This is a genomic window from Niallia sp. CD-39, assembly GCF_059874745.1.
In genome coordinates this window covers 93,432-117,762 of sequence record NZ_JCBCPS010000001.1, presented here as the reverse complement: position 1 = coordinate 117,762, position 24,331 = coordinate 93,432, and the positions used below count along the sequence as shown (strand labels likewise).

Sequence of the window (24,331 nt, the reverse complement as noted above, 5' to 3'; positions counted from 1 at the left end):
CGCGACATACATTCCATAAATACCAGCCCTTGGGAACAAATACCCCATAATTGGTAATACAAAAAACGGTAGATAGATAAATTTCTTAAACCACTTCTTTTGCAAAAAATCTACCACAAAGGAAACAATCGTGCCATAAGTAACCACAACACAGCAAACGAGAATAAACCCTATTGTTACGGTTATAAAGAAAACGACTAAACGATCATACGGATCATTATATGTTAGATATACGATCAGAAAAAAAATAAATGTACATGTTGTAGCTATGGCTGTTACAAATTTTTGAATAAGGTATTCTACAGTTAGCATATTTTCTCTACTTTCTCAGACTATTGTAATTACACTAAAAACATGTAGACAAAGTCATGAAACGACTTTGTCTACATTCATTCTATTACAGCTTTATTTTACGTCGTTCACTTTTACTAGTTGTTTGCCAATATTTTCTCCCTCGAAAAGTCCGATGAACGCCTTTGGTGCATTTTCTAATCCTTCGGTTATCGTTTCTTTAAATGTTAGTTTTCCTTCTCTTACCCAATTCATCAGGTTTGTACTTGCTTCTTTGAATTGATGACTGTAATCATTTACAATGAAGCCTTGCATCAACGCACTCTTTGTCACAAGTTGACCACCAATTCTAGGGCCAACAGGCATGGATTCAGCATTATACATTGAAATTTGTCCGCATAGTGGAATTCTTGCTTTAAAATTTATGCAGCGCATAACAGCATCCGACACTTCTCCTCCAACATTATCAAAGTAAATGTCCACACCATTAGGACAAGCTTCCTTAAGCTGCTTATAGACGTTACCCTCTTTATAGTTTACAACGGCATCAAATCCTAATTCATTCCGTAACCATGTACATTTGTCTTCAGACCCTGCAATTCCGACTACTCTAAGCCCTTTTAGTTTAGCAATTTGACCAACGATTGACCCTACTGCTCCTGCTGCACCTGAGATGACTATGGTTTCTCCTTCTTCAGGCTTACCAATATTCATCAAACCACAATACGCAGTTAAACCTGGCATGCCTGTAATACCCAATGCAGTAGATAGAGACACATCTTCGTAGTTTGCTAGTTTACGCAACCCTTTACCATTCGAAATTGAATAATCTGCCCAGTCTAAATGTCCTTCAATAAAATCACCTACAGTAAAGCGTTCGTTTTTGGACTCAATGACCTCACCTACAATTCCACCAGTTAACGGCTCGTTTAATTCATATGGATCAACATATGTCTTAACCCCGTTCATTCTCCCTCGCATATAAGGGTCTACCGATAAATAATGGGTTTTTATTAATATCTCATTATCATCTAACTCACGAACATTTCTAGTTTCTAGTGAAAAATCTTCTTTCACTGGCATTCCTTTTGGTCGTCTAGCTAAAAGATAGACACGATTTTGTTTCACACTCATCAAGATCCCTCCTCTATCTTATATATTCTATAATTTTTTCCAAAGTCCCTCCCTAATGACGAAAGTCGGTCTCATACACTGACCTACTTTCCTATACCCATGTGTAAATAAAATAATCTTAATCATTTTTCTATGAACCTATTCCACCTTAAGCGTATGCGCTTTGATCTTTGCTGCAACTACTCAACAGATACAACTTCACCATCTTCTACTGCTCCGTACTGGGTGATCAGTTCAAAGCCTCCACCTTCATCAATTTTTTCAATCACATAGACTTTCTTATCGTCTGGTAATGAATCAATGCCAGCTTGCATATTCTGATGAATTAATTTAGCATCGTCAACACTTCCTGCTGCTTTCATCGCTTCAACAAAAATAAAGAGAGATAAATAGTGAAAGCCTGCTTCAGAACCCGGGTCCTTGTCATGCTTAGCACGATAGCTTTCAACAAATGGCTCCGTACCAGGATAATCTGAATAGACCAATGGAATTGTGCCAATGGCTCCTTCTAATAAATCATACGAACCCGTAATTGCTTTCATTTCATCTAGTTTCGCTTGGTCCATTACCATGAATCCACCTTCAAAGCCTAACTCTCTTGCTTGAAGAGCAAGCTTGGCAGTTGGTTCTGATGCTCCACCAATAAAGAGAACATCCGGATCATCCTTTAATGCATTCGTTAAGATGGTAAAAAAGTCCGTTTCTTTTGCAAAGTCAATTGCAGTATTGTATACGACCTCTCCACCTTGGCTTTCCCAGTGTGGCAGCAATGCTTCAGTCCAATCTTTCCCGTATTGTGATGCAGTTGGGAGTGATGCAACTTTTGGTCCAAAACGTTCTAGTGCATATTTCGTGAATGGCTCAATATATCCGTCATACGTTGGCGGAATACGAACCGTTAAACTATTTCCTACCTTCGTAATATCCGGCTCACTCGAATAAGCAGCAACGACAAAGTTATCTTGCTCATTGAACACTTGCATCGCTGCAATTCCGCCGCTATGTGGATTGTAAATAATCGGTGTTTTATTTTCTTGTACAAGTCGTTTTGCATTTGCCGCAGCTTCATTTGGCATGTATTTATCATCTAATGAAACAATCTTAACATTGTATTTCTTTCCGTTCACCTCAAAGCCTTCTTTATTAATATGTTCCTCGGCAAGTTGCAGGCCGCTTAATGTATTTTGTCCATAGAATGCCGCAGGTCCACTTAATGGGCCACTATATCCAATGTAAACAATTTCTGCATCTCCATTCGTTTCCGCTCCATCATCTGACGGAGTAGGTGAAGTCGCATTCTCACTACAAGCAGCTAAAAATAGGACAATCGAAAGTAATAAAACCGCAATCAATGCTCTCGCTTTTTTCATGTTTTTCCCCTCACTTCTATTTTTTTATGCTCCAATATAAGCTTTACGAACTTCCTCATTTGAAAACAACTCTTCCGATGTTCCTTCTATTACAATTTTTCCGTTTTCAAACACATACCCTTTGTCTGCAATGGATAATGCCGCATTCGCATTTTGTTCTGCGAGTAAGATTGTTGTCCCCTCTTTGTTTATATGCTGAATGCTTGCAAACATCTGCTCTACGACTAAAGGCGCTAACCCAATCGAAGGTTCATCTAAAAGCATGAGCTTCGGTTTGGCCATTAATGCTCTTCCAATCGCAAGCATTTGCTGCTGACCACCACTTAAAGATCGAGCTGGTTCATCACGCTTATCGAATAGAATCGGGAAGAGCTCATACACTTCCTTTAAACTTTGCTTTAATTGCTCCTTTTTACGACGATGTACATAGCCACCCATCATTAAATTTTGGAGAACAGACATTTGTGGGAAAAGCTTGCGGTCCTCTGCACATTGAACAATACCTGCTTTCACAATACGATCAGCAGATCTTCCGGTAATCGATTCACCTTCAAAATCAATTGTCCCTATTGTAGGCTTTAATAGGCCGCTAATCGTTTTAAAAATGGTCGTTTTCCCTGCCCCATTTGCACCGAGTAGAACAACAATTTCTCCTTTATCTACGACAATATCAATCTCTCTAACTGCAGAATACTTTCCATAGTTAACAGTGACTCCTTTTACATTAAGCACTTACACCGCTCCCCCCTAAGTAGGCTCGGATTACTTCTTCATTTTTATTGATTTCACTCGGAGTTCCTTCAGCAATTTTTTCACCATAATTTAATACCATGATTCGGTCTGCTAAATCCATAATCATCCGCATTTTATGTTCGATTAAGCATACAGTAATTCCTTGTCCAACCATTTTCTTGATTAAATAAGAGAGTGATTCTGTTTCATCAGGGTTCACACCTGCAGTTGGCTCATCCAAAAAAACGATTTCTGGCTCGGTTGCCAATGCTAAAGCAAATGCAACACGCTTCTTTTCTTCCTGCGAGATATTCGCAACATGCTGATGTGCAATATGTGAAAGCTCTGTAAATTCCAATACCTCCAACGCCTTTTGCTTACACTTCTCCTCCTCCTCCTTTAAACGCTTTGTTCTAAATATTGCATCGAACAAATTTGATTTAGTTCGTAATCGGTGACCGACCACGACATTATCAAACACAGTTGCCATTTCAAATAGGTTTGTCGTCTGAAATGTCCTTGCCAAACCTAACTCAGCAACTTTGTTCGCTGGCAATTGGGTAATATCCTCACCTTTATATAAAATCTGTCCATACGAAGGTCGGTGTACGCCGGTGATTAGATTGAAGAAAGTCGATTTTCCTGCGCCATTTGGTCCAATGATGGCATTAACCTTGCCTTTCTCAATAGAAAAGTCAACATTCTTCACAGCTACTAATCCACCGAACTGCTTTGTAAGTTGTTTCGTCTCTAAGATCATGTTCTATCCCTCCTTCGCCCTTGAGTCTTTAATAGCTGTTGAATGCTTTAATTTTCGCTGATGGTATTTTGTTAGTATAAACCCAACAATTCCTCTTGGTGAAAAGATGATTAATAGAGTAAGCAATGGCCCAAAAATGAGCATGCGATAATCTTGTAAAAATTGCAGATTTTGTGACAACAACACAATTAAAAACGTACCTACGATGGGACCTGATAATGTTCCTATTCCACCAACAATTAAATAGGTTAAGAAATCAAACATAATCGCCGTATATGAAATATCTGGCCCAATAAAGCGGATGAAACTTGCATATAGTGCTCCTGCAACTCCTGCAAAAAATGTTGATAAGATAAACGAAAGCAACTTATTCTTTGTTGTAGAAATTCCTAAGGAAAGAGCAAGCTCCTCACTATTACGGATTGCTACAAAGGTACGCCCAGTTAAAGAATGGACGATTCGATAAACCATTAGAATACACAGAAGCATCACGACAAGCACAAAATAATATTGCGATAGCGGTGTATCAAACGAAATCGGTCCAATATTTGATGGCGATGGAATTCCAATTAAACCCCTTACGCCTCCTGTTAAGGAGTCCCATTTATCGATGACTAAATAAATAATATAACCGACACAAAGTGTATAGATTGCAAAAAAATGCTCCTTTGTTCTAAGTGCAATTAATCCTATAAATGTCCCGATAATCATCGTAATTATAGGGGCAACTATAAAGGCGATCCAGAATGGAATCTCTGCCTTAACGGTCAGCAAACCTAAAGAGTAGGCACCAATTGCAAAGAAACCTGCATGAGATAACGATAAATAACCTGTAAAACCAGCTAATAGATTTAAACCATATACAGCAATTGTCCATATACATGCAAGTGTTAACACATGCAAGTAGTATTGATTTTGAAGGACAAATGGAACAACAAATGCTAAAACAATTAATGCGATGACTGAATTCCGTTTAGTAAATATGGAAGACATTTTATACGCCCCCCTTTGCAAAGATTCCCTTAGGCTTAATCGTCAGAATTAAAACAAGCAACAAGAAGGCGATAATGTCTTTATAATCATTAGAAAGGTACGTTGCACCCAAACTTTCAGTAAATCCTAAAATATATCCTCCTAGAATCGCTCCTGGAACGCTTCCCATTCCTCCGATAATAATAATGACGAACGCTTTTAATATAACCAAATGCCCCATACCTGGAAAAACTAGATTAATTGGTGAGGTTAAAGATGCTCCAATTGCTGCTAAAGCACCCGCAATAAAGAAGGTAAGCATCGCCACTTTATTCGTGTTGATTCCTACTAAGTTTGCTCCTTCTCTGTTTTGCGCCATTGCAATAATTGTCGAGCCGATAAATGTATTCTTCAAAAACAAATACAGCGCAATCATTACAGCGATGGCAGCGAAGACAATAATTACTCGTTGCATCGTTAACGTTAATCCAAAGAAGTCAACCACTTGCCCATATGGCGTTGGCATTGAACGATAATCTGCTCCCCATAAAAGCTGCGCTAATGCCTCAAGAAATAGTAGTATTCCGATCGCTGCAACTTTATCTTGTATCGGTGGAGAGTGCCTAAGCGGATAAAAAACGAGACGCTCCATTAACACACTTAATAATCCGACAACTGCCATAGAAATAATAATGGCAATAATATAATGCACACCGAAGTTGGTCATCATTAGGAGCGTTACATAGCCACCTACCATGTATAATGCACCATGGGCAAAGTTTGGGATGTGTAGGATGCCATAGACGAGCGTTAATCCTAGTGCTACGAGAGCATATACACTTCCAATCGTTAATCCATTAAACAATTGCTGAAACAGCAGTTCCATTTTCGCGCTCCTTTCCTCCTTAACGGGTTACTTTGACGAGCTCTTCCTCTTGAAGTTTCCTCCATAGAATTTTCCCGCTCATAGTCATTGGCATAGCTTTTCTAAACTCTACAAATCTAGGATATTTATAAGCAGCCATTTCACTCTTAGCCCAATCAATGATCTCTTGTTCAGAAATTTTCTCTTTATATTCATCCTTAAGAACGACAAACGCCTTCACTTCTTCTCCTTTTCTCTCATCAGGTACACCGATGACACATGCTTGCAAGATCGCAGGATGACGATACAGTAGTGATTCCACCTCACTTGGCCATACTTTATAGCCGCCAGCATTAATCATTCTTTTAATGCGATCGACAATAAAGAAATACCCATCCTCATCAAAGCGGCCCATATCACCCGTTCTAAAAAAACGTTTGTCATCGATACGAATAAAAGCGCTTTCATTTTCTTCCTTTCGATTGTAATAACCAACCATCACTTGGTTCCCATGAATAACGATCTCACCAACTTGACCGACATTCAGTTCCATAAGTGTTGCTGGATCAACTACTCTTGCATCGACATCAAAAAACGGAATGCCTAAACATTGCATTTTCGGATTGTCTACTGGGTTCGAGTGCGTTTGAGCGATCGTTTCTGATAGTCCATATCCTTCGATAAAGCGTAAACCAGTCAATTCGAACAACTTCTCTCCAACTGCTTCAGGAAGTGCAGCTCCTCCTCCTGAAATCGACAGTGAAGAGGCAACCGATTCTTTTGTCAAAGCTGGATTGGCAATAAAGTCGATGATCATCGTTGAAATGGCAATCCAGTTTGTGCATTGTAAATCTTTAATTAATGAGAGGGCAACTTCACGATTCCAACGGGTCATAATTGCCATCGTGCCACCGGTATAGATTGGGACGTGCATGCTTTGAACCATGCCAGTCACATGAAAAAATGGCAATGTACATAAATGAACATGACTCGCGGCCGTTTTCCCCCAGTTCGCTCCACCAACGACATTTGTTTGTACCGTTTTATTCGTATGCATGCACCCTTTTGGCAAACCCGTAGTCCCAGATGTATACGGGAATACGAGTAAATCATTCGATGCTGCTTCTTCTGGGTAGGGATGTAAGTTTGCAGCTAAGAGAGTACTCCAACGATAGTCTTCAGTTTGAAGATCTTCTTTAGCCTCTAGCTTCAATTCATTTGGCAAAGGATACGGAAAATTGTCGTCAATATATTCGCGGTAATTTGCAACAATGATTTGCTTTAACGTCGTGTTTTTTCTAAGAGGGGCAGTCGTTTCGTATTGCTCTTGACCAATGATGGCTGTTTTGATTTGGCAATCCTCTACATAAAATGCGAGTTCTGATGAGGTAAGCATTGGATTGGTTGGAATGACGATCGCACCAACTCTTGCTATTGCGTAATAACCGATCACAAATTGAGGTGAATTTTGCATAAACAGGAGCACTTTATCTCCCTTTTCAACTTGGAGCTTTTGCTGTAAAAAACCAGCAACAGCATCTACTTCATTTAACAATTGCTGGTACGTAATAGAGTGTCCATAATATGTAATCGCAGGATGTTTCGGATACCTTTTTGCACTAACGAGTAAATTATCATAAATCGTTGTTTCAGGGGTGACTGATGTTTTTGCGATTTTTGGCCAGTGTGAAAAATGGCGTGTAAACATAAAACACATCTCCCTTGCTACTATTTAATTTCCTGAAAAATTCGGGTTTCTCTTCTCTTTAAAAGCAAGCACACCTTCTTTATGATCTTCTGTTGTTACAACAGTTGCTTGTGTGATTCTCTCTTGCTCTAGTACATCTTCTAGCGTTGTATTTAATGATTGGTTTGCAATCTTCTTAATGAAACCAAACGCTACAGTAGGTCCATTCGCTAATTCGGATGCATACGCAAGTACTTCATCTTTAAAGCTCTCTTTGTTAAAAATCGCATTCACAATCCCTAACTCTTTCGCTTTATCAACAGAAATCGGTTTTGCAGAAAAAAGCAGCTCTTTTGCACGATGGATTCCGATTAATCTTGGCAAAAAGTACAGTCCTCCACCATCGGATATGAGACCAACTTTTGAAAAGCTTAAAATAAACTTCGAGCCTTCTGCAGCAACAATCAAATCAGATGCTAGCGCTAGATTAAAACCTGCTCCGGCTGCATATCCGTGTACCGCGCAAATGATCGGTTTTTCCAACGACTGCATTTGCACGATTAACTCATTTAAACGGCCGATATGTGCGTATGTTTGCGTTGGCGAACCAGCTCCCATTCCTTTAACATCTCCACCTGCGCTAAAAGCTCTTCCTTCACCACAGAGGACAACCACTCGAACAGACTCATCCTCTTTTGCATTTTGTAACTCCGACTTTAATGTGGCAATCATGTCGGCACTAAATGCATTGAGGCTGTCAGGACGATTCAAGCTTAATGTTAAAATGCCAGCCTTCTTTTCAACCTTTACATGATCCGTAACTGTTGTTGTCATTTCTTTATCTCCTCTTTCCTATTATTTATTGCTGTACAAATTCCATTTCTGACAATCGCTACTTGATCGTATATACTCTTCTGTGTGACAAACTTAAGCTCATCTCCATATCCAGCTGCTGTTATTTTCCTTCCAACTCGACTTTCTGTAATAATGTTGTCTCCAGTGTGTTCATTAGATCTGAAGAATAGTAAAGCAGCTTTCGCTGAATCCGTTAAATCCCATTCTTGAAAGTGCTTCATCAAGCAATCGATGAAGTAACCAGTTCCATAAAAGTCCTCTAAGTTAAATGCACCGTGAGAGCCCGAACATACTAATAAAATCGTTTCTTCTTTAGTCTCAGCCATAATGTGATTCACAATCGCTTCACTATTCAGGATTGAAGCTGCATAAGTACGCATTGCATCTTCGGAATGTCGAATAGCAACCGTTCCGTTTGTCGTTGATAAAATCACTTTTTTACCCTTCACGTGCTCGGTAAGCGCTTGAGGGTAAGGATCAAGAAAGCCTTCGATTGTCATTCCTAAATATTCTCCGGCTAAACAATATTCATCACTAGGGAACTTTGCACTTGTTAGAAGCGCTTCATCCCCATTTAGCACAGGAATTACCTCTGTGGCTCCACTTTCTAAAACAGCGGAAATCGTTGTAGTTGCTAGTAAAATATCAAAAATAACGACAACTTTATCTTTTACTTTTTCTTCCTTCAACTCTTCCTTTCGAAGCAAAACATGTATCTTTCTCATTTACAGCACCTTCTCTTTTAAGTGACCCTTTTAGTTGAGGTTTCATTTGCATATAAAATCAAATTCTCAACAAAATGATTCATATGTGCAAATCTTTCATCCGACGTTTGCCCTTTTTTCCACCGGTAATAAATTTGCTGACAAATGACTGCTAATTTAAAGTAAGCAAAGGTTAGGTAGAAATGTAAATTCGTAATATCACGATTGCTATAGCGTGCATACGCCTCTATGAATTCATTTCTTGTATAAAACCCTTTTCTTGTCGTAATTGGTCGATCGCCTAACCCTTTCTTAATTAAGTCAGAATCTCCTTCTTCGATCCAATAACTCATCGCGACACCAAGATCTGCTAACGGATCACCGACTGTTGTCATTTCCCAATCAAAAACACCAATGAGTTCGGTAAAACTTTCATTAAACATAGAGTTGTTTAGCTTGAAATCATAATGAATGACTGAAGCATCTGACGTTTTTGGAATCGATGCAATCATCCACTTTTTTAACACTTCTACTTCTGGAATTTCTGCTGTTTTTGCTCGGTCATAACGCCCGATCCATCCATGCACTTGTCTCTCCATAAAGCCATCTGGCTTCGTTATGGTTGTTAGCTTCGTCTGTTTATATGGGATGTCGTGGAGCATTGCTAGATTTTCAGCCATAAGTTCAGATATTTGTTTGCATAATTGTTCAGTAACCAACACTTCTTTCGGAAAATCTTGGTCGAGAACAATTCCTTTTTTTCGTTCCATTAAGAAGAACGGTACCCCGATAAAAGAATCATCATTGTATAGAATCGGTTTAGGTGCCGGCTCATAATAAGTACAAAGTTCAGATAGAATTAAAAACTCTCTTTGCATATCATGTGCTTTTGGAGCAACTGGACCTAATGGCGGACGCCGCAAAACAGCTTCCCAATCCCCTTTCTTCAGCAAATAAGTTAGATTGGACCTTCCTGCCTTGAACTGACGTATGTGCAAAGGTTCGTCCGTTAACACTCCTATATGATTGGTTAACAACCTATCTAGCTTCTGCACATCTAATTCTTCTCCTTTACGAACTTGAATCGTTTCATATTCCATACCTAACACCCTTTTGTTAGAATTTTCTGAATTTAAAACGAGCAGCCTCCCTTGCAAGCTTTTAAATTGGGAGACTTAAACGGTTAGCGTGTAACCTTGCTTTTAATTCTTCTGGTATTGGAATCGATCGCTGACTTTCATAATCAAAGCAGACGGAAACACATTCTGCTTTTGCAATGGGTAGATCATTTGACTTATTGAACAATTCTTGACTTATTTTAAAGCTTTTTGTACCAACTTCAATTACCTTTGTTCTTACGACTAATGTTTCACTTGCGTACGCTTGGTTTAAATAATCACATTTTATTGATGCCATGATCATATTAAAATTACGGTTTCTTTCTTTAAATATCTTTTTAAAAAACTTCGTCCTCGCCTCTTCATAATAGAGAAAGTAACTCGTATTATTCACATGACCAACAGCATCTGTTTCACAAAAACGTACAAACACTTCTGTTTCATGGATTTGATTCAAAAGCATCACTACCTTCACATTTAGCTGCGCTGATCCATCCCCTCCAGCAATAGCTTTAAGTAGAGGTCAGATAGTTCCTCAGCTGATATTTCACCATCAGGATTAAACCAATAGTATGTTCGATTGACGATTCCTAATATTGCAAAGGAGAGCATATCTGGTCGGATTGTTTCATGAAATTCTCCATCTTTAATGCCATCCTCGAGCATCTTTTGAAACTTCAAACGAAACTCTTTTCTCTTTGTGTTGATTTGGTTCAAATTGTCCTCATTTAAATGGCGCATTTCACGAAATACAATTCGAGCTTTTTTTCCTTCTTCTTTAATTTTGCTTACCGTAAGATACATCGTCTGCCATAACTTCTCTTTATAATTCGTTGATTGATTTTGAAGAATTTGTTCTTGTTCAGTTAAAAGTCCTTCCATATAATTCAAATGGATATCTCTTAAAAGCTCTTGTTTGCTCTTAAAATAATAGTAAAAAGTACCTTTTGTTACACCAATTAAGTCGACAATATCTTGTATGGAGGTTCCACTGAATCCATTTTTATCAAATAAATCAATGCTTTCCTTTATGATTTTTTCCTTCATCATCTATCCCTCACTAACTCGTTGATTCGTTATGAATCTATTAAAAAGATTCATTTTATTATAACATTCTTGCAATTGTCGACTTAATTGTATTTCTACTATTTATGCTTTTTCGATTAATACAGAAATTCCTTGTCCACCACCAATACAAGCAGTAATGATCGCATAACGTCCATTTCTTCTGTGTAGCTCATACGTTGCTTTAGTAACTAGAATCGCTCCTGTAGCTCCTAGCGGATGACCGTGAGCGATTGCTCCACCACTAACATTTAACTTTTCTAGGGGAATATTCAATTCACGATTACATGCAAGCACCTGGGATGCAAAAGCTTCATTCAATTCGACCAAATCAATTTCGTCTAATGAAAGTTTCGTTTTTTCTAAAAGCTTTTTCGTTGCAGGTACAGGGCCGATTCCCATTATATTAGGATCAACTCCTGCTACGACTGCTTCTCGAACATATGCAAGTGGTGTTAAGCCGAGTTCATCTGCTTTCTCTTTTGACATGATTACTAGCGCACTAGCAGCATCATTTAAGCCAGAACTACTTCCTGCTGTTACAGTACCACCTTCTAAAAAAGCTGGCTTCAATTTTGCTAATCCTTCTAATGTCGTTTCAGGTCTTGGATGTTCGTCTTGATCAAAAACAATTGGCTCTCCTTTGCGAACAGGTATTGTTATCGGGACAATTTGATCTTTAAATCTCTCTTCTTTAATCGCCTCAGCCATTCTTTTTTGACTCAAAAATGCGAATTCGTCCTGTTCTTCACGTGAAATGCTGTATTGCTTTACAAGGTTTTCAGCTGTTATCCCCATTGGCGGATCGCCGATTTCTTTTGGTGATAGCTGAGATTTCCTAAACTTTGGAGGTGCCGCACTGTATGGCTTTTCTGCCCGCTCAAGTAAATATGGAGCACGGCTCATGCTTTCAATTCCACCAGCTACATATACATCTCCGGCACCTGCTTTAATGCTTTGTGCTGCAAGTGTAACTGCATTCATACCAGAACCGCATTGCCGATCAATCGTTAAGCCAGGAATATTGATTGATAAGTTTGTTTGTAGTACGGATAAGCGCGCTATATTTCCACCGCCGCTTAATACATTGCCCATAATCACATCGTCAACAAGATCAGCACTGATATTTGCGCGGTTTAAAGCCTCTTTAATGACCTCAGCTCCGAAGACATGAGCTGGAATTGTCGCTAAGCTTCCACCTTGTCGACCAATCGCAGTACGTACTGCCGATACAATAACAGCTTCTCTACTCAATTTGACACATCCTTTCTACATCGCACTTGTTCCACCATCGACTGCAATTGTCTCTCCTGTAACAAAGTCTGATGCAGATGATGCTAGAAATAGCGCTATACCTTTCAAGTCGTGATCTGATCCAAACTTTCTTAATGGAGTTCCTTCATAGATCTTGTCACCACCTTTTTCAATGATGACTTTAGACATTTTTGTAGGGAAGAAGCCAGGTGCAATCGCATTCACATAGATGCCTTTTGGCCCCCATTTCACCGCTAAATCTTTAGTGAAGGTGATAACACCACCCTTGCTTGTGTTATAGCCGATCGCATCCATTACCTCTGGTCTTGAGCCCTTTAAACCAGCAACAGAGGCAATGTTAATGATTTTCCCATAGTTTTGTTGAATCATAACTTTCCCAGCTGCTTGGGACATTAAAAACGTTCCAACGACATTTACATTCATAACCTTATAAAAAGCTTCTAATGGCATTTCTTCTGCAGGAGCGCCCCAAGAAGCTCCGCTATTATTAACTAAAACATCGATTCTACCAAACTTTTTAACCGTTTCTTCTACAACATGGTCGACATCTTCTTTTTTAGTAATGTCACATTTTAAGGCAAGTGTTTCAACACCCAAATTCTTTAACTTCTCACTCACTTCAAGACAGTTTTCTAATTTACGAGAACAGAGGACGATGTTTGCTCCTGCTTCTGCATATGCAGTTGCGATTTGTTCACCTAAACCACGTCCACCACCGGTAATAATGGCCGTTTTCCCTTGCAAACTAAATAATTCCTTAACGTGCATACTCTTTTTCCCTCCCATGTTCACGATATTTCTTTAATTCATATCTAGCAATGGCACGACGATGAACTTCATCAGGTCCATCAGCTAGCCTTAACGTACGGATATTCGCCCAACTCGATGCTAGTGGAAAATCATTGCTTACTCCAGCAGCACCTAAAGCTTGAATAGCATGGTCAATCACTTTCAATGCCATATTAGGTGCTACCACCTTGATCATGGCAATCTCTGCTCTAGCCTCTTTATTTCCAACATTGTCCATCATATAAGCCGCTTTTAATGTGAGGAGTCTTGCTTGTTCAATATCAATCCTTGCATCTGCAATCCACTCTTGAATGACACCTTGGTCTGATAATTTCTTTCCAAAGGCTTCGCGACTAGTTACGCGCTGACACAAGATTTGTAGCGCACGTTCTGCTGCGCCAATTGTTCGCATACAATGATGAATTCTTCCTGGTCCAAGGCGGCCTTGAGCAATTTCAAACCCTCTGCCTTCTCCTAATAGCATATTGCTAGCAGGTACTCGCACATTGCTATATACAATTTCTGCATGCCCATGTGGAGCATGATCATACCCGAATACAGGTAACATTCGTTTTATGGTTACACCTGGTGTATCTAAAGGAACGAGAATCATCGACTGCTGTTTATGTTTTTCTGCTTGTTCGTCATTTTTCCCCATGACGATGGCAACTTTACAGCGTGGATCCCCTGCGCCAGAAGACCACCATTTTGTGCCATTAATGATATACTCATCGCCATCTCGACTAATACTTGCACGAATATTTGTAGCATCAGACGAAGCGACATCGGGCTCAGTCATTGAAAAACAAGAACGAATTTCTCCTTTTAGTAGCGGATCAAGCCATACTTTTTTCTGTTCCTCAGTTCCATAACGTACGAGTACTTCCATATTTCCCGTATCTGGAGCTGCGCAGTTAAAAACTTCAGGTGCGATACTAGATCTGCCCATAATCTCACAAAGAGGGGCATATTCTAGGTTAGTTAATCCCGCTCCAAAATCACTTTCTGGAAGAAATAAATTCCATAGCTCTGCTTCCTTTGCTTTTTGCTTCAATTTTTCCATAATTGGTGGCGTTTCTGCAAAACGGTTTTCTTTATTGATTTCATTTGCATACGTTTGTTCATACGGATAAATATGTTCATCCATGAACTCAATCAAGCGCTTCTGGTAGCCCTTAACCTTGTCTGAGTAGTCAAAGTTCATCATTTCACTTCCAATCTGTCAATGTTTAGCAAAAACAACTCTGCCTTTAATCACGTCTTTTTCATTTTGATTAACAGCGCGTACATTGAAAACATAGATATTTTCAGTTTCTTCTTCTAAATCAGCCTTTAATGTGATGACATCTCCTAAGAACACCATTCCAGAAAAGCGAATTTGATAGTCTTGGATAAAGCCAACCTCATGGTAGGGAGTGAATAACTTTGATAGATTACCCATTGTCCACATTCCATGTGCAATTACTCCAGGTAACCCTGCTTTAGAAGCTTCATCATCGATTGTGTGAATAGGATTAAAATCGAGTGATGCTCCTGCATACTTGATTAAATCCAGACGTGATACAGGGTTTAAAGTCACTTCTGACAAACCACTTCCAATTTTCAGTCGTGTTAAGCTACTCATACTGTCATCGCCTTTCTAACTGCTTGAGTGATGATCGCTGTCATTTCTTCTGTAAAAATGACATTTCCTTCTGGATCCTCTCCGTAACGCTTGATGACGACAAAGCCCATCAGTCCATTTCCACCCGTTTTTTCATAGTAATTCTTTAATTCTGTATAACAATGAACTTCTTCTCCAACGAATAACGGGCGATTAAAAACATACCGTTGCTCTCCATGAATCAATCCTTTGCTAGGGAGCTTTACGTCTTCAAGTAAACCAAAATCAAATACCCTCGGATAAGTTGGTGGGGCAATATTTTTCCCGTACTTCGACTTTCTTCCATATTCCTCATCAATATATATTGGATGAAGATCACCGATGCTCTCTGCAAACTGCTTTACACGTCCATGCTCCACGTAGTTCTTCACTTTTTTGGATTTAGTGCCAATTAAATCATGAAACATCGTTAGCCCTCCTTTTTAATCCTTTGGCCCACCTGCAACATAAATGACTTGACCGTTCACAAAGGATGATTTTTCATCAGCAAAGAATGTTACAGCATTTGCAATGTCCTCCGGCTTTCCACTTCTACCTACTGGAATTTGTGAAACACTTGCTTTGATTAATTCTTCAAACGGAATGCCAATCCGAGCAGCAGTCGCTTCTGTCATTTCTGTTTCAATAAATCCCGGAGCGACAGCATTACAGGTGACCCCGAATTTACCGAGTTCAATCGCTAATGTTTTTGTAAAACCTTGTAGCCCTGCTTTTGCGGTGGCATAGTTCGCTTGACCTCTGTTTCCTAAAGCAGACGTTGAGGAAATATTGATAATTCTTCCATGTTTTTGTTCAATCATATATTTCTGTGCTGCTCTTGCAGTGAAGAAGGAGCCTTTTAAATGAACATCCATTACTTGATCCCAATCATTATCAGTCATTTTAAAAAGCAAATTATCGCGAATGATTCCAGCGTTATTCACTAGAATATCAATCGAACCAAAAGCTTGAACTGCATCATCTACTGCAGCTTCGATTTCATCAGCGTTCGTTACATTTGCCTTTGATGCTCGTAACTTATATCCCTTTGTGGCGAATTCATCCTTTAGTAAAGCCAGAGCCTCTTCATTAATATCAACGACTGCAACATCTGCACCTTCTTCGGCAAATGCAAGTGCAATTCCCTTACCAATCCCTCTGCTTCCGCCAGTAATAAACGCTGTTTTCCCTTTAAATCTTCCACCCATCGTTTTTGCCTCCATTCCTATAATGATTGCCCAATTTTCACATGACCTTTTAATAGATTACGAGAAATAATTAAGCGTTGAATTTCATCTGTGCCATCATAGATTCTCCATAGCCTTGCTTCTCTGTACCATCGTTCAATTGGCAATTCTCTCGTATAACCCATTCCACCATGGATTTGCAAGACGCGATCAATGACACGATTCCCCATATTTGCTCCGTACAGCTTGGCGATTGATGCGGCATGACGGTTATCCTCTCCTTGATCCAATGTGAACGCCGCGTTTAATACTAGCCATTTTGCTGCTTCGATTTCCACTGCTGAATCTGCAATCATCCATTGAATTGCTTGACGATCTGCAATCGGCTTGCCAAATGTTTCACGCTCTTTTGCATAGTCAATTGCCATTTGTAATAATCGCTCTGCCGCTCCAACAGCGCGTGCACCAACGATCCAGCGAGCAAATCCAATCCATTCAAGTCCAAGATTGTAGCCTTTATGAAGCTCGCCTAATATATTTTCATCTGGAACACGTACTTGATCAAAGATGAGACTTGCCGGTCCCCATTCGCCCATCGTATGAATGTATTCCGACTTCCAGCCCATGTCACGATCGACGATAAAGCAGGTGACTCCTTCTCTTCCTCTCGAAGATTGGTGAAGCTGTTTATCCGTTATCGCAATCGCCATCACAAAATCCGCTTCATTGCCTCCTGTTATAAACGTCTTCTCTCCGTTTAGCACCCATTCATTGCCTTCCTTTACTGCTGTCATGCGAATTTTTTGTGTATCAGATCCTGCTGCTGGTTCAGTCATTGCAAAGCAAGATTTTTTTGTTCCTTCAATCGTAGGAATTAAGTATTTTTGCTTTTGCTCTTCGTTTGCATAATAAAGGATGTTGTCTGCAGATCCTCCAAACCGAAATGGCACGAATGATTTTGATGTTTCGATCGCAACAATTGCTTGCATCATTTGCCCTAAATCTGCTCCACCATACTCCTCAGGTGTATTAATTCCCCAGAAGCCCGCATCCTTTGCTTTTTTCTCTAACTCTTCAATTTTTTCTTTCGATAAAGAAGGGCGCCCTTCAATTTCATTTCTTAATACTTCTGCCTCTAAAGGGATGAGCTCCTTCTCTACGAATTTCCTTATCGTTTTTTGAACCATTTTTTGTTCTTCTGTTAATCGTAAATGCATGTTTCTCTCTCCTTTTTATACCAACTATTTAGTATGTTGTTTTTTTAAGAGGAGGGGTAACCCCCTACATCTTATGCTTTAAGTTGTTCTTTTAATGTCCGCTTTAGAATTTTACCTACAGCTGTTTTTGGAAATTCATCCATGAATTCTATTGAACGTGGACATTTAAAAGCAGCTAAGTTTTGCCGGCAATAGGCGATTAGTTCAGCCTCTGTTACTTCCTCACCTTCCTTTAGAACAATATATGCCTTAACGGTTTCACCCCGATATTCATCAGGTACCCCTACAACTGCGGCTTCCATCACTTTTGGGTGTTTATAGAGAACATCTTCAATCTCAATCGGATAAACATTGTATCCACTTGCAATGATGAGCTCTTTTTTTCTACCAACTATGTAGAAGAATCCATCTTCATCGACTTTCGCTAAATCTCCTGTGTAGAGCCACCCATCGCGAATTGTTTCGGCTGTTTCAACTGGCATCTTCCAATACCCTTTCATCACTTGTGGCCCTTTTATAATGAGTTCCCCAACGTTACCAACAGGTAGCTCCACATTTCCCGTTGCAATATCAACAATTTTTGAGTCAGTGTTAGGGATTGGAATTCCAATGCTTCCATTCTTTTGAATACCTTCAACCGGGTTTCGATGTGTCACTGGTGATGCTTCTGATAAGCCGAACCCTTCGGCTACTTTCGTTCCACTTATTCTATTAAAGGTTTCGATCACTTTTACAGGCAATGGTGCTGAACCACTCGTACATGTTGTTAAGAAGCTTAAATTGAACTCCTTCACTTTATAGTAGTTTAATAGTGCGATATACATTGTAGGCACTGCAGGAAATACAGTTGGTTTTGTTTTCTCGATCATCGCTACTGTTTCTTCAACATCAAACTTTGGAAGCAAGATCATGTTTGCTCCTATGTAAAATGATAAGTTCATACAGCTTGTCATTCCGTAAACATGAAATAATGGAGAAATTGTTAAGATCCGTTCTTTACCGAGCTTTGTTTTGCTTTTTGATGTAGAATACGCTTGGATTGTATTCGCCACAAGATTAAAATGCGTTAGCATCGCACCTTTTGAGCGACCAGTCGTACCTCCTGTATATTGTAAAACAGCTACATCTTCTTTAGGGTCAATCTCTACCTTTGGCGCTGAATATCCTTTATTCGTAAGCATTTCGTTAAATTTTGTGTCTTTTTCAAATGAGACTGGGATGATGTTCTTGAGGGCTGTTTTGTCTTTGATTGCAGTAATTAGTGGGATCAATGGTTCATACACGATCATTGTTTCAGCTTCGGAATCGTTCAAAACGTGAAGCAATTCTTCTGCTTTATACATAGGATTAATTTGAACAACAGTTGCTCCACAAACGAGCGTTGCGTAATAACTAATCGGATATTGCGGGCAATTCGGCAGCATTAACGCTACACGGTCCCCTTTATCAATTCCGAGATGATGTAGGGCTGCTGCTGCATTTTCTATAAGGTGATGCAATACTTGATACGTAATGCTTCGATCATAAAAAGTAACAGCAACATGATTGGGGTAAGTTTTAACAGATTCATAGAAAAGCTCTTGAAGTGAAATATCAGGGATGTCAATCGTCTTTGGATTTCCTTCAGGCACATGCTTGAACCAAGGTTTTTCCATGTAAATCCCTACTTTCAACAATATTGATTCTGAAATACTAACCACTCAGTATGTTCAGAATATTTAATTAACATTATAATTCAATCCGATCTAATGTCAACAATTATTTTGTAAGCGGATACAATTTTAGTGTGACAACCTTCGATTATCACTCTAGGCCATATCATTTGAAGAGGCAACAGTTAAACGGCATGAAAAGCCACATCATATGGCTATCTTGCGTACTGTCTACTCCAGAGAAGGTAAGCTAGTCAAAAGTGCATTACTTCCTGTAGGGAATTAAGCAGTTGCTGCTTTTCATAATGGAGTAGCCACCATACGTTCTAATCGGATCTCTATCCAAAAAATCTTCCATTCATTCATGATGAAATAAAAAAACACTCCATTCTTCCAAATGAAGTGCTCTTTCCGTTTTACTGTTTTTGTAAAGTGTTTAATGCATTGCCAAGAAACTTTGCAAGTTCTAGCATTGCATATATTCCTTCTTTATCTTCTGCGTCAGAGTTGTAGTTCGTGTTTGTGTTAACATCGTACGTATAGATTTCTCCTTTTTGATCTTGGATGAATTCGATACCTGCGACATCAATTGCCGCATTAGCTAAAAATGCTTCATATTTTGCGATTAATGCTTGATCCACATCATGTATGATCTCAAATTTAGGACGAGACTCTACTTCCTCTCCAACTGGACAGAACGCATCGCCTATTTGACAAGCATCAGCAGGACATAGTTCAAAGCCTTCACTTGTGTCCACTCTCACAGCATATAGAAATTTTCCTCCAATAAACTCAGCTCTCGTTATCGTCGCATCGTTTGATTCAATGTATTCCTGGATTAATGTAATTCCATCAACTGGCTCGTCAAATGTCGGGCCATTTACATATTGTTCAAGTCCCTCTATTGAATAAAACAGCTGTACGCCTAACCCTTTACCCGCTCGATTGTGCTTAGTGATGAACGGTGTTTTGCCTAGTTTTCTAGCTGCATCTACAATTTGATTCTTTCCTACAGCACCAATCGTTTTCGGTGTGCGAATTCCGTTAGCCTCAAGCGCGGTATATTGTTTGATTTTACTTAGTTCATATCTTAACGCTGGGCTCCCATTGAATACGTTGCGACCATGAAACTCTAACCAATCAATAACGCCTCCTGCTAATTCAGGCGCAAAGCGGTGATTTCTCGTATGAGACGATGCACTCATTCGATTATAGAAAACACCCTCCGGAGGAACAGCAGATAAATCTACTACCCCTTCATTTAGATGCCAAGATTCAAATGGAATCTCTAATTCTTCTAATCTTCTTGTTAAGTGGACCGTCCACTCTTCGTTTTCATGAATGATGTAAACTTTCTCCATAATGCTCTCCGCCTCACTTTTTCTCTATTCCGACTATTCTTATCGTATATATACATATTAGCAAAAAGTTGGAGACAATCAAGCATAATTTATTTGTTTTTTGTATGCTTTTTCTAATAAGGTCAGATAATTAGCTTCATCAATTTCGCGGATATTGCTTTTGGTTGAACCATTATCAAACGCTAGTTTCGCAATCTTTGGAAAGTCCTTTTCTTTTACATAGGGCAAATCATGAAGAGTTGGGATATCCAGCTTTCCTATCCATGATTGAATTTTCTCAATAAAATGTGAAACAGCAAGCTCTACACTTTCACTCGGATCGGCAAAGCCGATTTCCTTTGCGATGTCAGCATGGATGCTTTTAAATCTTGCAGCATTAAACGCTAATACATACGGTAGAAATACTGCATTCGCTAATCCATGTGGTGTATCGTATAAGCTCCCTAATCCTTCTGCGAGACAATGAACAGAGGCAACATCGGCTGAACCAAAAGATAATCCTGCTAAAAGACTCGCCTCAAGCATTTTTTCTCGAGCAGTCTCATCATGTGGGTGTTCCAATGCGATAGGCAAGTAGTTGATGACGAGCTTCATCGCTTGAAGTCCCAATGCTTTTGAAACAGGATTAGACAATTTGCATGTATAACCTTCTAATGCGTGAACAAAAGCATCCACTCCAGTTGCTGCTGTTACATGCTTTGGCACCGAGTAGGTTAACGTCGCATCTAAAACAGCAACATCTGGTCTTAAGCTCTCATGTTTCAACGTAATTTTCCGATGATCCTTGGAAAGAGTAATCACAGATGAGCGTGTCACCTCAGAACCAGTACCCGCAGTTGTTGGAATACATAGGAGTGGAGCAATCTCTTTGTAGTTTTCTTGCCCAGAGAAATAATCGAGCGGACTTCCTCCATTTGGGCCAAGTAAAGAGATAGCCTTAGCTGTATCAATCGGGCTTCCACCACCAATCGCGACAATTAGATCAGCTTCATGTGCACGGAACACATCAGCACCTTGTAAACATTCAGTATCACGTGGGTTTTGTGACACAGCCGAAAAAACAGAAGTATGGAAAGCTGATTCAATGGCTGAGATCAGCTCGTTCACCTTCTCAACCTTTAATAACGTTTCATCTGTCACAATAAGAACATTGTTAGCGGTTGGAAAATACTCACGAATGATTTGATCGATCTGAAAGACAGCCTCTTTACAAAACAAAACCTTCGTTGAACAATAAAACTGCTCCATACTACCCCTACTTTCGTTTTTACATCACTACTTCTCCAAATGATCAACCATTTCCTACGTGGAAATGGTCAGTTTTTACTCTTCGCAAAAAAATAACCTCCGACGTAAAGAACCACGGTTGAATGCTGGAGAATGATGACTCCCATTTAAAATCCAACTTTTTCGAGGAGACGTTGGTTTTACATGTGCGGGACGTATATAAGTCTTTTGTGAAGTATTATATACAGTTGTCTTTTTTACTACCAAATAATTGATTTTAATATAAACTGAAAAAGTGAAGAGTTAGCTTTTGATACACTACAAGATGTAGAAATATTGGCAGGTTCTATAGTGAGATTCATTGCAGAATCTAAAGTTGATATATAACCTGATGATAAAATTGCTTATAAATACCCTCAAAAAAACACCCCAATGGGTGTTTTTAGTTTGCTTGCTCTTCGTCTAGTACGTAAATTGGAATATCATACGCATCAAATGCTTCGAGCAATCCTTCTGGTTTCTTAAGAGTGTTATATGGAATATTGATTGCAGGAAACCCCATTTTTACGTTCACATCTAAAAGCTTACGCTTCATACCAGCGATACTTTCTAAAAATGCAGCTTCATCTTGTAAGACAATACCAATATGTGTTTGTCCGCTCACTGTATATGGAAGACAACCATCGATAAGTTCCCATTTAATCAATCCCAGTTTTGCTGGACTGACATTTATGTTGATACCATCTTCATTAATAATAATAGCTGGTTCGTCTGAAAGCAGCATTTTCAAAAACATACCCGCACATGCTAAAAGAACGACTAGTAGTAACACAAACAATGAATGTGGCCAGAAGGAAAATTGACCCTCATCTTTTATCATAGCCCCAAGCATAAATCCAAATAGTGCTACCAATCCTATAACAAGTACAAATAACATAATTACTTTTTTCTTTGAATGAAAAAACTCAAATTCTTTCACATCAACCCCTCACTTTCATACACCATCATACAATATTTACACTTTTTTAGTAGAATAATATCTTAAAATGGTAAAATAAACCTAAAGCAAACTAGGTCAAAAGGATGGAAAATGAAACCAAAACCACTTATAATCGTATGAATAGTCAGAGTTATCAATGGAGGTACATATGTCTAAAGAAATCTATTGTCAAAGATGTAGTGGAAATATTGAATATGAGGGAGAAGCGATCATCGTACCTTATTTTTTTACTGTTGTACCTTATCATGATCGATGCTATTCAAAAGAAGTCTTAGGATGTTCTGGAAGTTTATTTGCTGGGAAGCCGTTAAACGGAGCATTTGGAACGTTTATGGCTATTCTATCTCCAATTTTACTACTTCTTCTTTTCTTTATAAGTAAACTTCCTATATGGATACTGATCATCCTTACCATTACTCCAGTCATGCGATTATACAGTTATTTTGCGATTGAAAGGTATTTAAAATAAGGAGGAAATTTAATTGAAGCATCATGTAGTTTACTGCGAAGAATGCAAATGGCCAATTGAAAGTCGGGGAGATCTCGTTGTATCCAACTTTATTATTTTTACCTTACCATATCACAATGATTGCTATTCACAAGCATTAAAAGGTTGCCAAACGACTTTTCTCTCCAACCAGCCAATCAATAGCATTGGCTACACAGCAACCGCCATTTTAGGACTCGTTGTAGGTTTATTCTTATTTTTCTCGAGTTCCATTAATCCGTTACTTGCAATGCTCTTTTTTATTCCCTTTTTCATTCGACTCACGTCATGGATAAGGTTTGAAAGAAAACTTTCATGAATAGAGGAAGATGAACCCTTCCTCTACTATTGTGATCTCGTATAGTATTAGCGCGATCTTAAACTCGTTTATATTGATCTTAAACAGGATTTTGTGATCTCAAACTACCTCTTTTTGATCTTAAACTCGTTTTCCTGATCTCAAACTACCTCACTTTGATCTTAAACTCGTTTTCGTGATCTCAAACTACCTCACTTTGATCTTAAACGCGTTTTCGTGATCTCAAACTACCTCACTTTGATCTTAAACGCGTTTTCGTGATCTCAAACTACCTCACTTTGATCTTAAACGCGTTTTCGTGATCTCAAACTACCTCACTTTGATCTTAAACGCGTTTTCGTGATCTCAAACTACCTCTTTTTGATCTTAAACTCATTTTCGTGATCTCAAACTACCTCTTTTTGATCTTAAACTCGTTTTCGTGATCTCAAACTATCTCACTTTGATCTTAAACGTGTTTTCGTGATCTCAAACTACCTCACTTTGATCTTAAACGCGTTTTCGTGATCTCAAACTACCTCTTTTTGATCTTAAACTCGTTTTCCTGATCTCAAACTACCTCACTTTGATCTTAAACGCGTTTTCGTGATCTCAAACTACCTCTTTTTGATCTTAAACGCGT

The 24,331-nt window shown here is 39.0% G+C and carries 25 protein-coding genes; 2 read left to right on the top strand and 23 right to left on the bottom strand.

The genetic code is table 11. The annotated features are described in order from the left end of the window. Positions 1-405 precede the first annotated feature (405 nt). From AC6F34_RS00640 to AC6F34_RS00530, 23 genes are all read right to left on the bottom strand, one after another. Positions 406-1,425: an NADP-dependent oxidoreductase gene (locus AC6F34_RS00640; RefSeq protein ID WP_500767928.1), complete on the bottom strand. Its 1,020-nt coding sequence runs from the start codon at positions 1,423-1,425 to the stop codon at positions 406-408. Between the two features lie 179 nt (positions 1,426-1,604). After that, positions 1,605-2,795 carry an ABC transporter substrate-binding protein gene (locus AC6F34_RS00635; RefSeq protein WP_500767926.1) on the bottom strand — a complete coding sequence of 397 codons (1,191 nt, stop codon included), beginning with the start codon at positions 2,793-2,795 and terminating at the stop codon, positions 1,605-1,607. 24 nt (positions 2,796-2,819) lie between these two features. Next, positions 2,820-3,527, bottom strand: a complete 708-nt coding sequence (locus AC6F34_RS00630; protein ID WP_500767924.1) for an ABC transporter ATP-binding protein — start codon at positions 3,525-3,527, stop codon at positions 2,820-2,822. Continuing rightward, a complete protein-coding gene (locus AC6F34_RS00625; protein ID WP_500767922.1) occupies positions 3,520-4,287 on the bottom strand; it encodes an ABC transporter ATP-binding protein in 768 nt (255 codons plus the stop codon). Before AC6F34_RS00625 ends, AC6F34_RS00630 begins: the two co-directional genes overlap by 8 nt. Before the next feature lie 3 nt (positions 4,288-4,290). Further along, on the bottom strand, positions 4,291-5,280 hold the full coding sequence (locus tag AC6F34_RS00620) for a branched-chain amino acid ABC transporter permease (protein ID WP_500767920.1): 990 nt from the start codon (positions 5,278-5,280) through the stop codon (positions 4,291-4,293). A gap of 1 nt (position 5,281) precedes the next feature. Then, positions 5,282-6,145 carry a branched-chain amino acid ABC transporter permease gene (locus tag AC6F34_RS00615; RefSeq protein ID WP_500767918.1) on the bottom strand — a complete coding sequence of 288 codons (864 nt, stop codon included), beginning with the start codon at positions 6,143-6,145 and terminating at the stop codon, positions 5,282-5,284. Positions 6,146-6,164: 19 nt separating this feature from the next. Further along, positions 6,165-7,832 (bottom strand): long-chain-fatty-acid--CoA ligase, encoded by a 1,668-nt coding sequence (locus AC6F34_RS00610; RefSeq protein WP_500767916.1) that lies wholly within the window; start codon positions 7,830-7,832, stop codon positions 6,165-6,167. A 24-nt stretch (positions 7,833-7,856) separates the two neighbouring features. Next, entirely contained in the window at positions 7,857-8,645 is a 789-nt protein-coding gene (locus AC6F34_RS00605) for an enoyl-CoA hydratase/isomerase family protein (RefSeq protein ID WP_500767914.1), read from the bottom strand. Then, positions 8,642-9,391 (bottom strand): 2-phosphosulfolactate phosphatase, encoded by a 750-nt coding sequence (locus AC6F34_RS00600; RefSeq protein WP_500767912.1) that lies wholly within the window; start codon positions 9,389-9,391, stop codon positions 8,642-8,644. Before AC6F34_RS00600 ends, AC6F34_RS00605 begins: the two co-directional genes overlap by 4 nt. 17 nt (positions 9,392-9,408) lie before the next feature. Further along, complete coding sequence (locus AC6F34_RS00595; protein ID WP_500767910.1) at positions 9,409-10,470, bottom strand: phosphotransferase family protein; 1,062 nt, start codon at positions 10,468-10,470, stop codon at positions 9,409-9,411. Positions 10,471-10,531: 61 nt separating this feature from the next. Beyond that, a complete protein-coding gene (locus tag AC6F34_RS00590; RefSeq protein WP_500767908.1) occupies positions 10,532-10,945 on the bottom strand; it encodes an acyl-CoA thioesterase in 414 nt (137 codons plus the stop codon). Between the two features lie 20 nt (positions 10,946-10,965). Next, positions 10,966-11,535, bottom strand: a complete 570-nt coding sequence (locus AC6F34_RS00585; protein WP_500767906.1) for a TetR/AcrR family transcriptional regulator — start codon at positions 11,533-11,535, stop codon at positions 10,966-10,968. A 102-nt stretch (positions 11,536-11,637) separates the two neighbouring features. Then, entirely contained in the window at positions 11,638-12,807 is a 1,170-nt protein-coding gene (locus tag AC6F34_RS00580) for a thiolase family protein (RefSeq protein WP_500767904.1), read from the bottom strand. Positions 12,808-12,822: 15 nt separating this feature from the next. Further along, entirely contained in the window at positions 12,823-13,596 is a 774-nt protein-coding gene (locus AC6F34_RS00575; protein WP_500767902.1) for an SDR family oxidoreductase, read from the bottom strand. Then, positions 13,586-14,821, bottom strand: a complete 1,236-nt coding sequence (locus tag AC6F34_RS00570) for an acyl-CoA dehydrogenase (RefSeq protein ID WP_500767900.1) — start codon at positions 14,819-14,821, stop codon at positions 13,586-13,588. Before AC6F34_RS00570 ends, AC6F34_RS00575 begins: the two co-directional genes overlap by 11 nt. An 18-nt stretch (positions 14,822-14,839) precedes the next feature. Further along, positions 14,840-15,241, bottom strand: a complete 402-nt coding sequence (locus AC6F34_RS00565) for a MaoC/PaaZ C-terminal domain-containing protein (RefSeq protein WP_500767898.1) — start codon at positions 15,239-15,241, stop codon at positions 14,840-14,842. After that, positions 15,238-15,687, bottom strand: a complete 450-nt coding sequence (locus AC6F34_RS00560) for a MaoC family dehydratase N-terminal domain-containing protein (RefSeq protein ID WP_500767896.1) — start codon at positions 15,685-15,687, stop codon at positions 15,238-15,240. The genes AC6F34_RS00565 and AC6F34_RS00560 overlap by 4 nt, the downstream gene beginning before the upstream one ends. Before the next feature lie 15 nt (positions 15,688-15,702). Continuing rightward, complete coding sequence (locus AC6F34_RS00555; protein WP_500767894.1) at positions 15,703-16,467, bottom strand: beta-ketoacyl-ACP reductase; 765 nt, start codon at positions 16,465-16,467, stop codon at positions 15,703-15,705. Between the two features lie 17 nt (positions 16,468-16,484). Continuing rightward, entirely contained in the window at positions 16,485-17,663 is a 1,179-nt protein-coding gene (locus tag AC6F34_RS00550) for an acyl-CoA dehydrogenase family protein (RefSeq protein ID WP_500767892.1), read from the bottom strand. Positions 17,664-17,734: 71 nt separating this feature from the next. After that, positions 17,735-19,318 carry a long-chain-fatty-acid--CoA ligase gene (locus tag AC6F34_RS00545; protein ID WP_500767890.1) on the bottom strand — a complete coding sequence of 528 codons (1,584 nt, stop codon included), beginning with the start codon at positions 19,316-19,318 and terminating at the stop codon, positions 17,735-17,737. Between the two features lie 413 nt (positions 19,319-19,731). Further along, positions 19,732-20,676: an ATP-grasp domain-containing protein gene (locus AC6F34_RS00540; protein ID WP_500767888.1), complete on the bottom strand. Its 945-nt coding sequence runs from the start codon at positions 20,674-20,676 to the stop codon at positions 19,732-19,734. Positions 20,677-20,754: 78 nt separating this feature from the next. Beyond that, positions 20,755-21,924: an iron-containing alcohol dehydrogenase family protein gene (locus tag AC6F34_RS00535; RefSeq protein WP_500767886.1), complete on the bottom strand. Its 1,170-nt coding sequence runs from the start codon at positions 21,922-21,924 to the stop codon at positions 20,755-20,757. 421 nt (positions 21,925-22,345) lie between these two features. Further along, positions 22,346-22,882, bottom strand: a complete 537-nt coding sequence (locus tag AC6F34_RS00530; RefSeq protein WP_500767884.1) for an STM3941 family protein — start codon at positions 22,880-22,882, stop codon at positions 22,346-22,348. Between the two features lie 169 nt (positions 22,883-23,051). Here AC6F34_RS00530 and AC6F34_RS00525 point away from each other — a divergent pair, with 169 nt between their 5' ends. Together AC6F34_RS00525 and AC6F34_RS00520 are read left to right on the top strand one after the other, a co-directional pair. Then, positions 23,052-23,372, top strand: a complete 321-nt coding sequence (locus tag AC6F34_RS00525) for a hypothetical protein (protein ID WP_500767882.1) — start codon at positions 23,052-23,054, stop codon at positions 23,370-23,372. A gap of 13 nt (positions 23,373-23,385) precedes the next feature. After that, positions 23,386-23,709, top strand: a complete 324-nt coding sequence (locus AC6F34_RS00520) for a hypothetical protein (RefSeq protein ID WP_500767880.1) — start codon at positions 23,386-23,388, stop codon at positions 23,707-23,709. The last annotated feature ends 622 nt before the right edge of the window (positions 23,710-24,331 follow it).

Bases quoted from the DNA above. Each gene is read 5' to 3' on its own strand.
- AC6F34_RS00625 (WP_500767922.1), bottom strand. From the start codon at position 4,287: ATGATCTTAGAGACGAAACAACTTACAAAGCAGTTCGGTGGATTAGTA.
- AC6F34_RS00540 (WP_500767888.1), bottom strand. From the start codon at position 20,676: ATGGAGAAAGTTTACATCATTCATGAAAACGAAGAGTGGACGGTCCAC.
- AC6F34_RS00525 (WP_500767882.1), top strand. From the start codon at position 23,052: ATGTCTAAAGAAATCTATTGTCAAAGATGTAGTGGAAATATTGAATAT.
- AC6F34_RS00610 (WP_500767916.1), bottom strand. From the start codon at position 7,832: ATGTTTACACGCCATTTTTCACACTGGCCAAAAATCGCAAAAACATCA.
- AC6F34_RS00640 (WP_500767928.1), bottom strand. From the start codon at position 1,425: ATGAGTGTGAAACAAAATCGTGTCTATCTTTTAGCTAGACGACCAAAA.
- AC6F34_RS00570 (WP_500767900.1), bottom strand. From the start codon at position 14,821: ATGAACTTTGACTACTCAGACAAGGTTAAGGGCTACCAGAAGCGCTTG.
- AC6F34_RS00550 (WP_500767892.1), bottom strand. From the start codon at position 17,663: ATGCATTTACGATTAACAGAAGAACAAAAAATGGTTCAAAAAACGATA.
- AC6F34_RS00595 (WP_500767910.1), bottom strand. From the start codon at position 10,470: ATGGAATATGAAACGATTCAAGTTCGTAAAGGAGAAGAATTAGATGTG.
- AC6F34_RS00575 (WP_500767902.1), bottom strand. From the start codon at position 13,596: ATGCACGTTAAGGAATTATTTAGTTTGCAAGGGAAAACGGCCATTATT.
- AC6F34_RS00560 (WP_500767896.1), bottom strand. From the start codon at position 15,687: ATGTTTCATGATTTAATTGGCACTAAATCCAAAAAAGTGAAGAACTAC.
- AC6F34_RS00635 (WP_500767926.1), bottom strand. From the start codon at position 2,795: ATGAAAAAAGCGAGAGCATTGATTGCGGTTTTATTACTTTCGATTGTC.
- AC6F34_RS00555 (WP_500767894.1), bottom strand. From the start codon at position 16,467: ATGGGTGGAAGATTTAAAGGGAAAACAGCGTTTATTACTGGCGGAAGC.
- AC6F34_RS00605 (WP_500767914.1), bottom strand. From the start codon at position 8,645: ATGACAACAACAGTTACGGATCATGTAAAGGTTGAAAAGAAGGCTGGC.
- AC6F34_RS00565 (WP_500767898.1), bottom strand. From the start codon at position 15,241: ATGAGTAGCTTAACACGACTGAAAATTGGAAGTGGTTTGTCAGAAGTG.
- AC6F34_RS00600 (WP_500767912.1), bottom strand. From the start codon at position 9,391: ATGAGAAAGATACATGTTTTGCTTCGAAAGGAAGAGTTGAAGGAAGAA.
- AC6F34_RS00620 (WP_500767920.1), bottom strand. From the start codon at position 5,280: ATGTCTTCCATATTTACTAAACGGAATTCAGTCATCGCATTAATTGTT.
- AC6F34_RS00535 (WP_500767886.1), bottom strand. From the start codon at position 21,924: ATGGAGCAGTTTTATTGTTCAACGAAGGTTTTGTTTTGTAAAGAGGCT.
- AC6F34_RS00545 (WP_500767890.1), bottom strand. From the start codon at position 19,318: ATGGAAAAACCTTGGTTCAAGCATGTGCCTGAAGGAAATCCAAAGACG.
- AC6F34_RS00615 (WP_500767918.1), bottom strand. From the start codon at position 6,145: ATGGAACTGCTGTTTCAGCAATTGTTTAATGGATTAACGATTGGAAGT.
- AC6F34_RS00585 (WP_500767906.1), bottom strand. From the start codon at position 11,535: ATGAAGGAAAAAATCATAAAGGAAAGCATTGATTTATTTGATAAAAAT.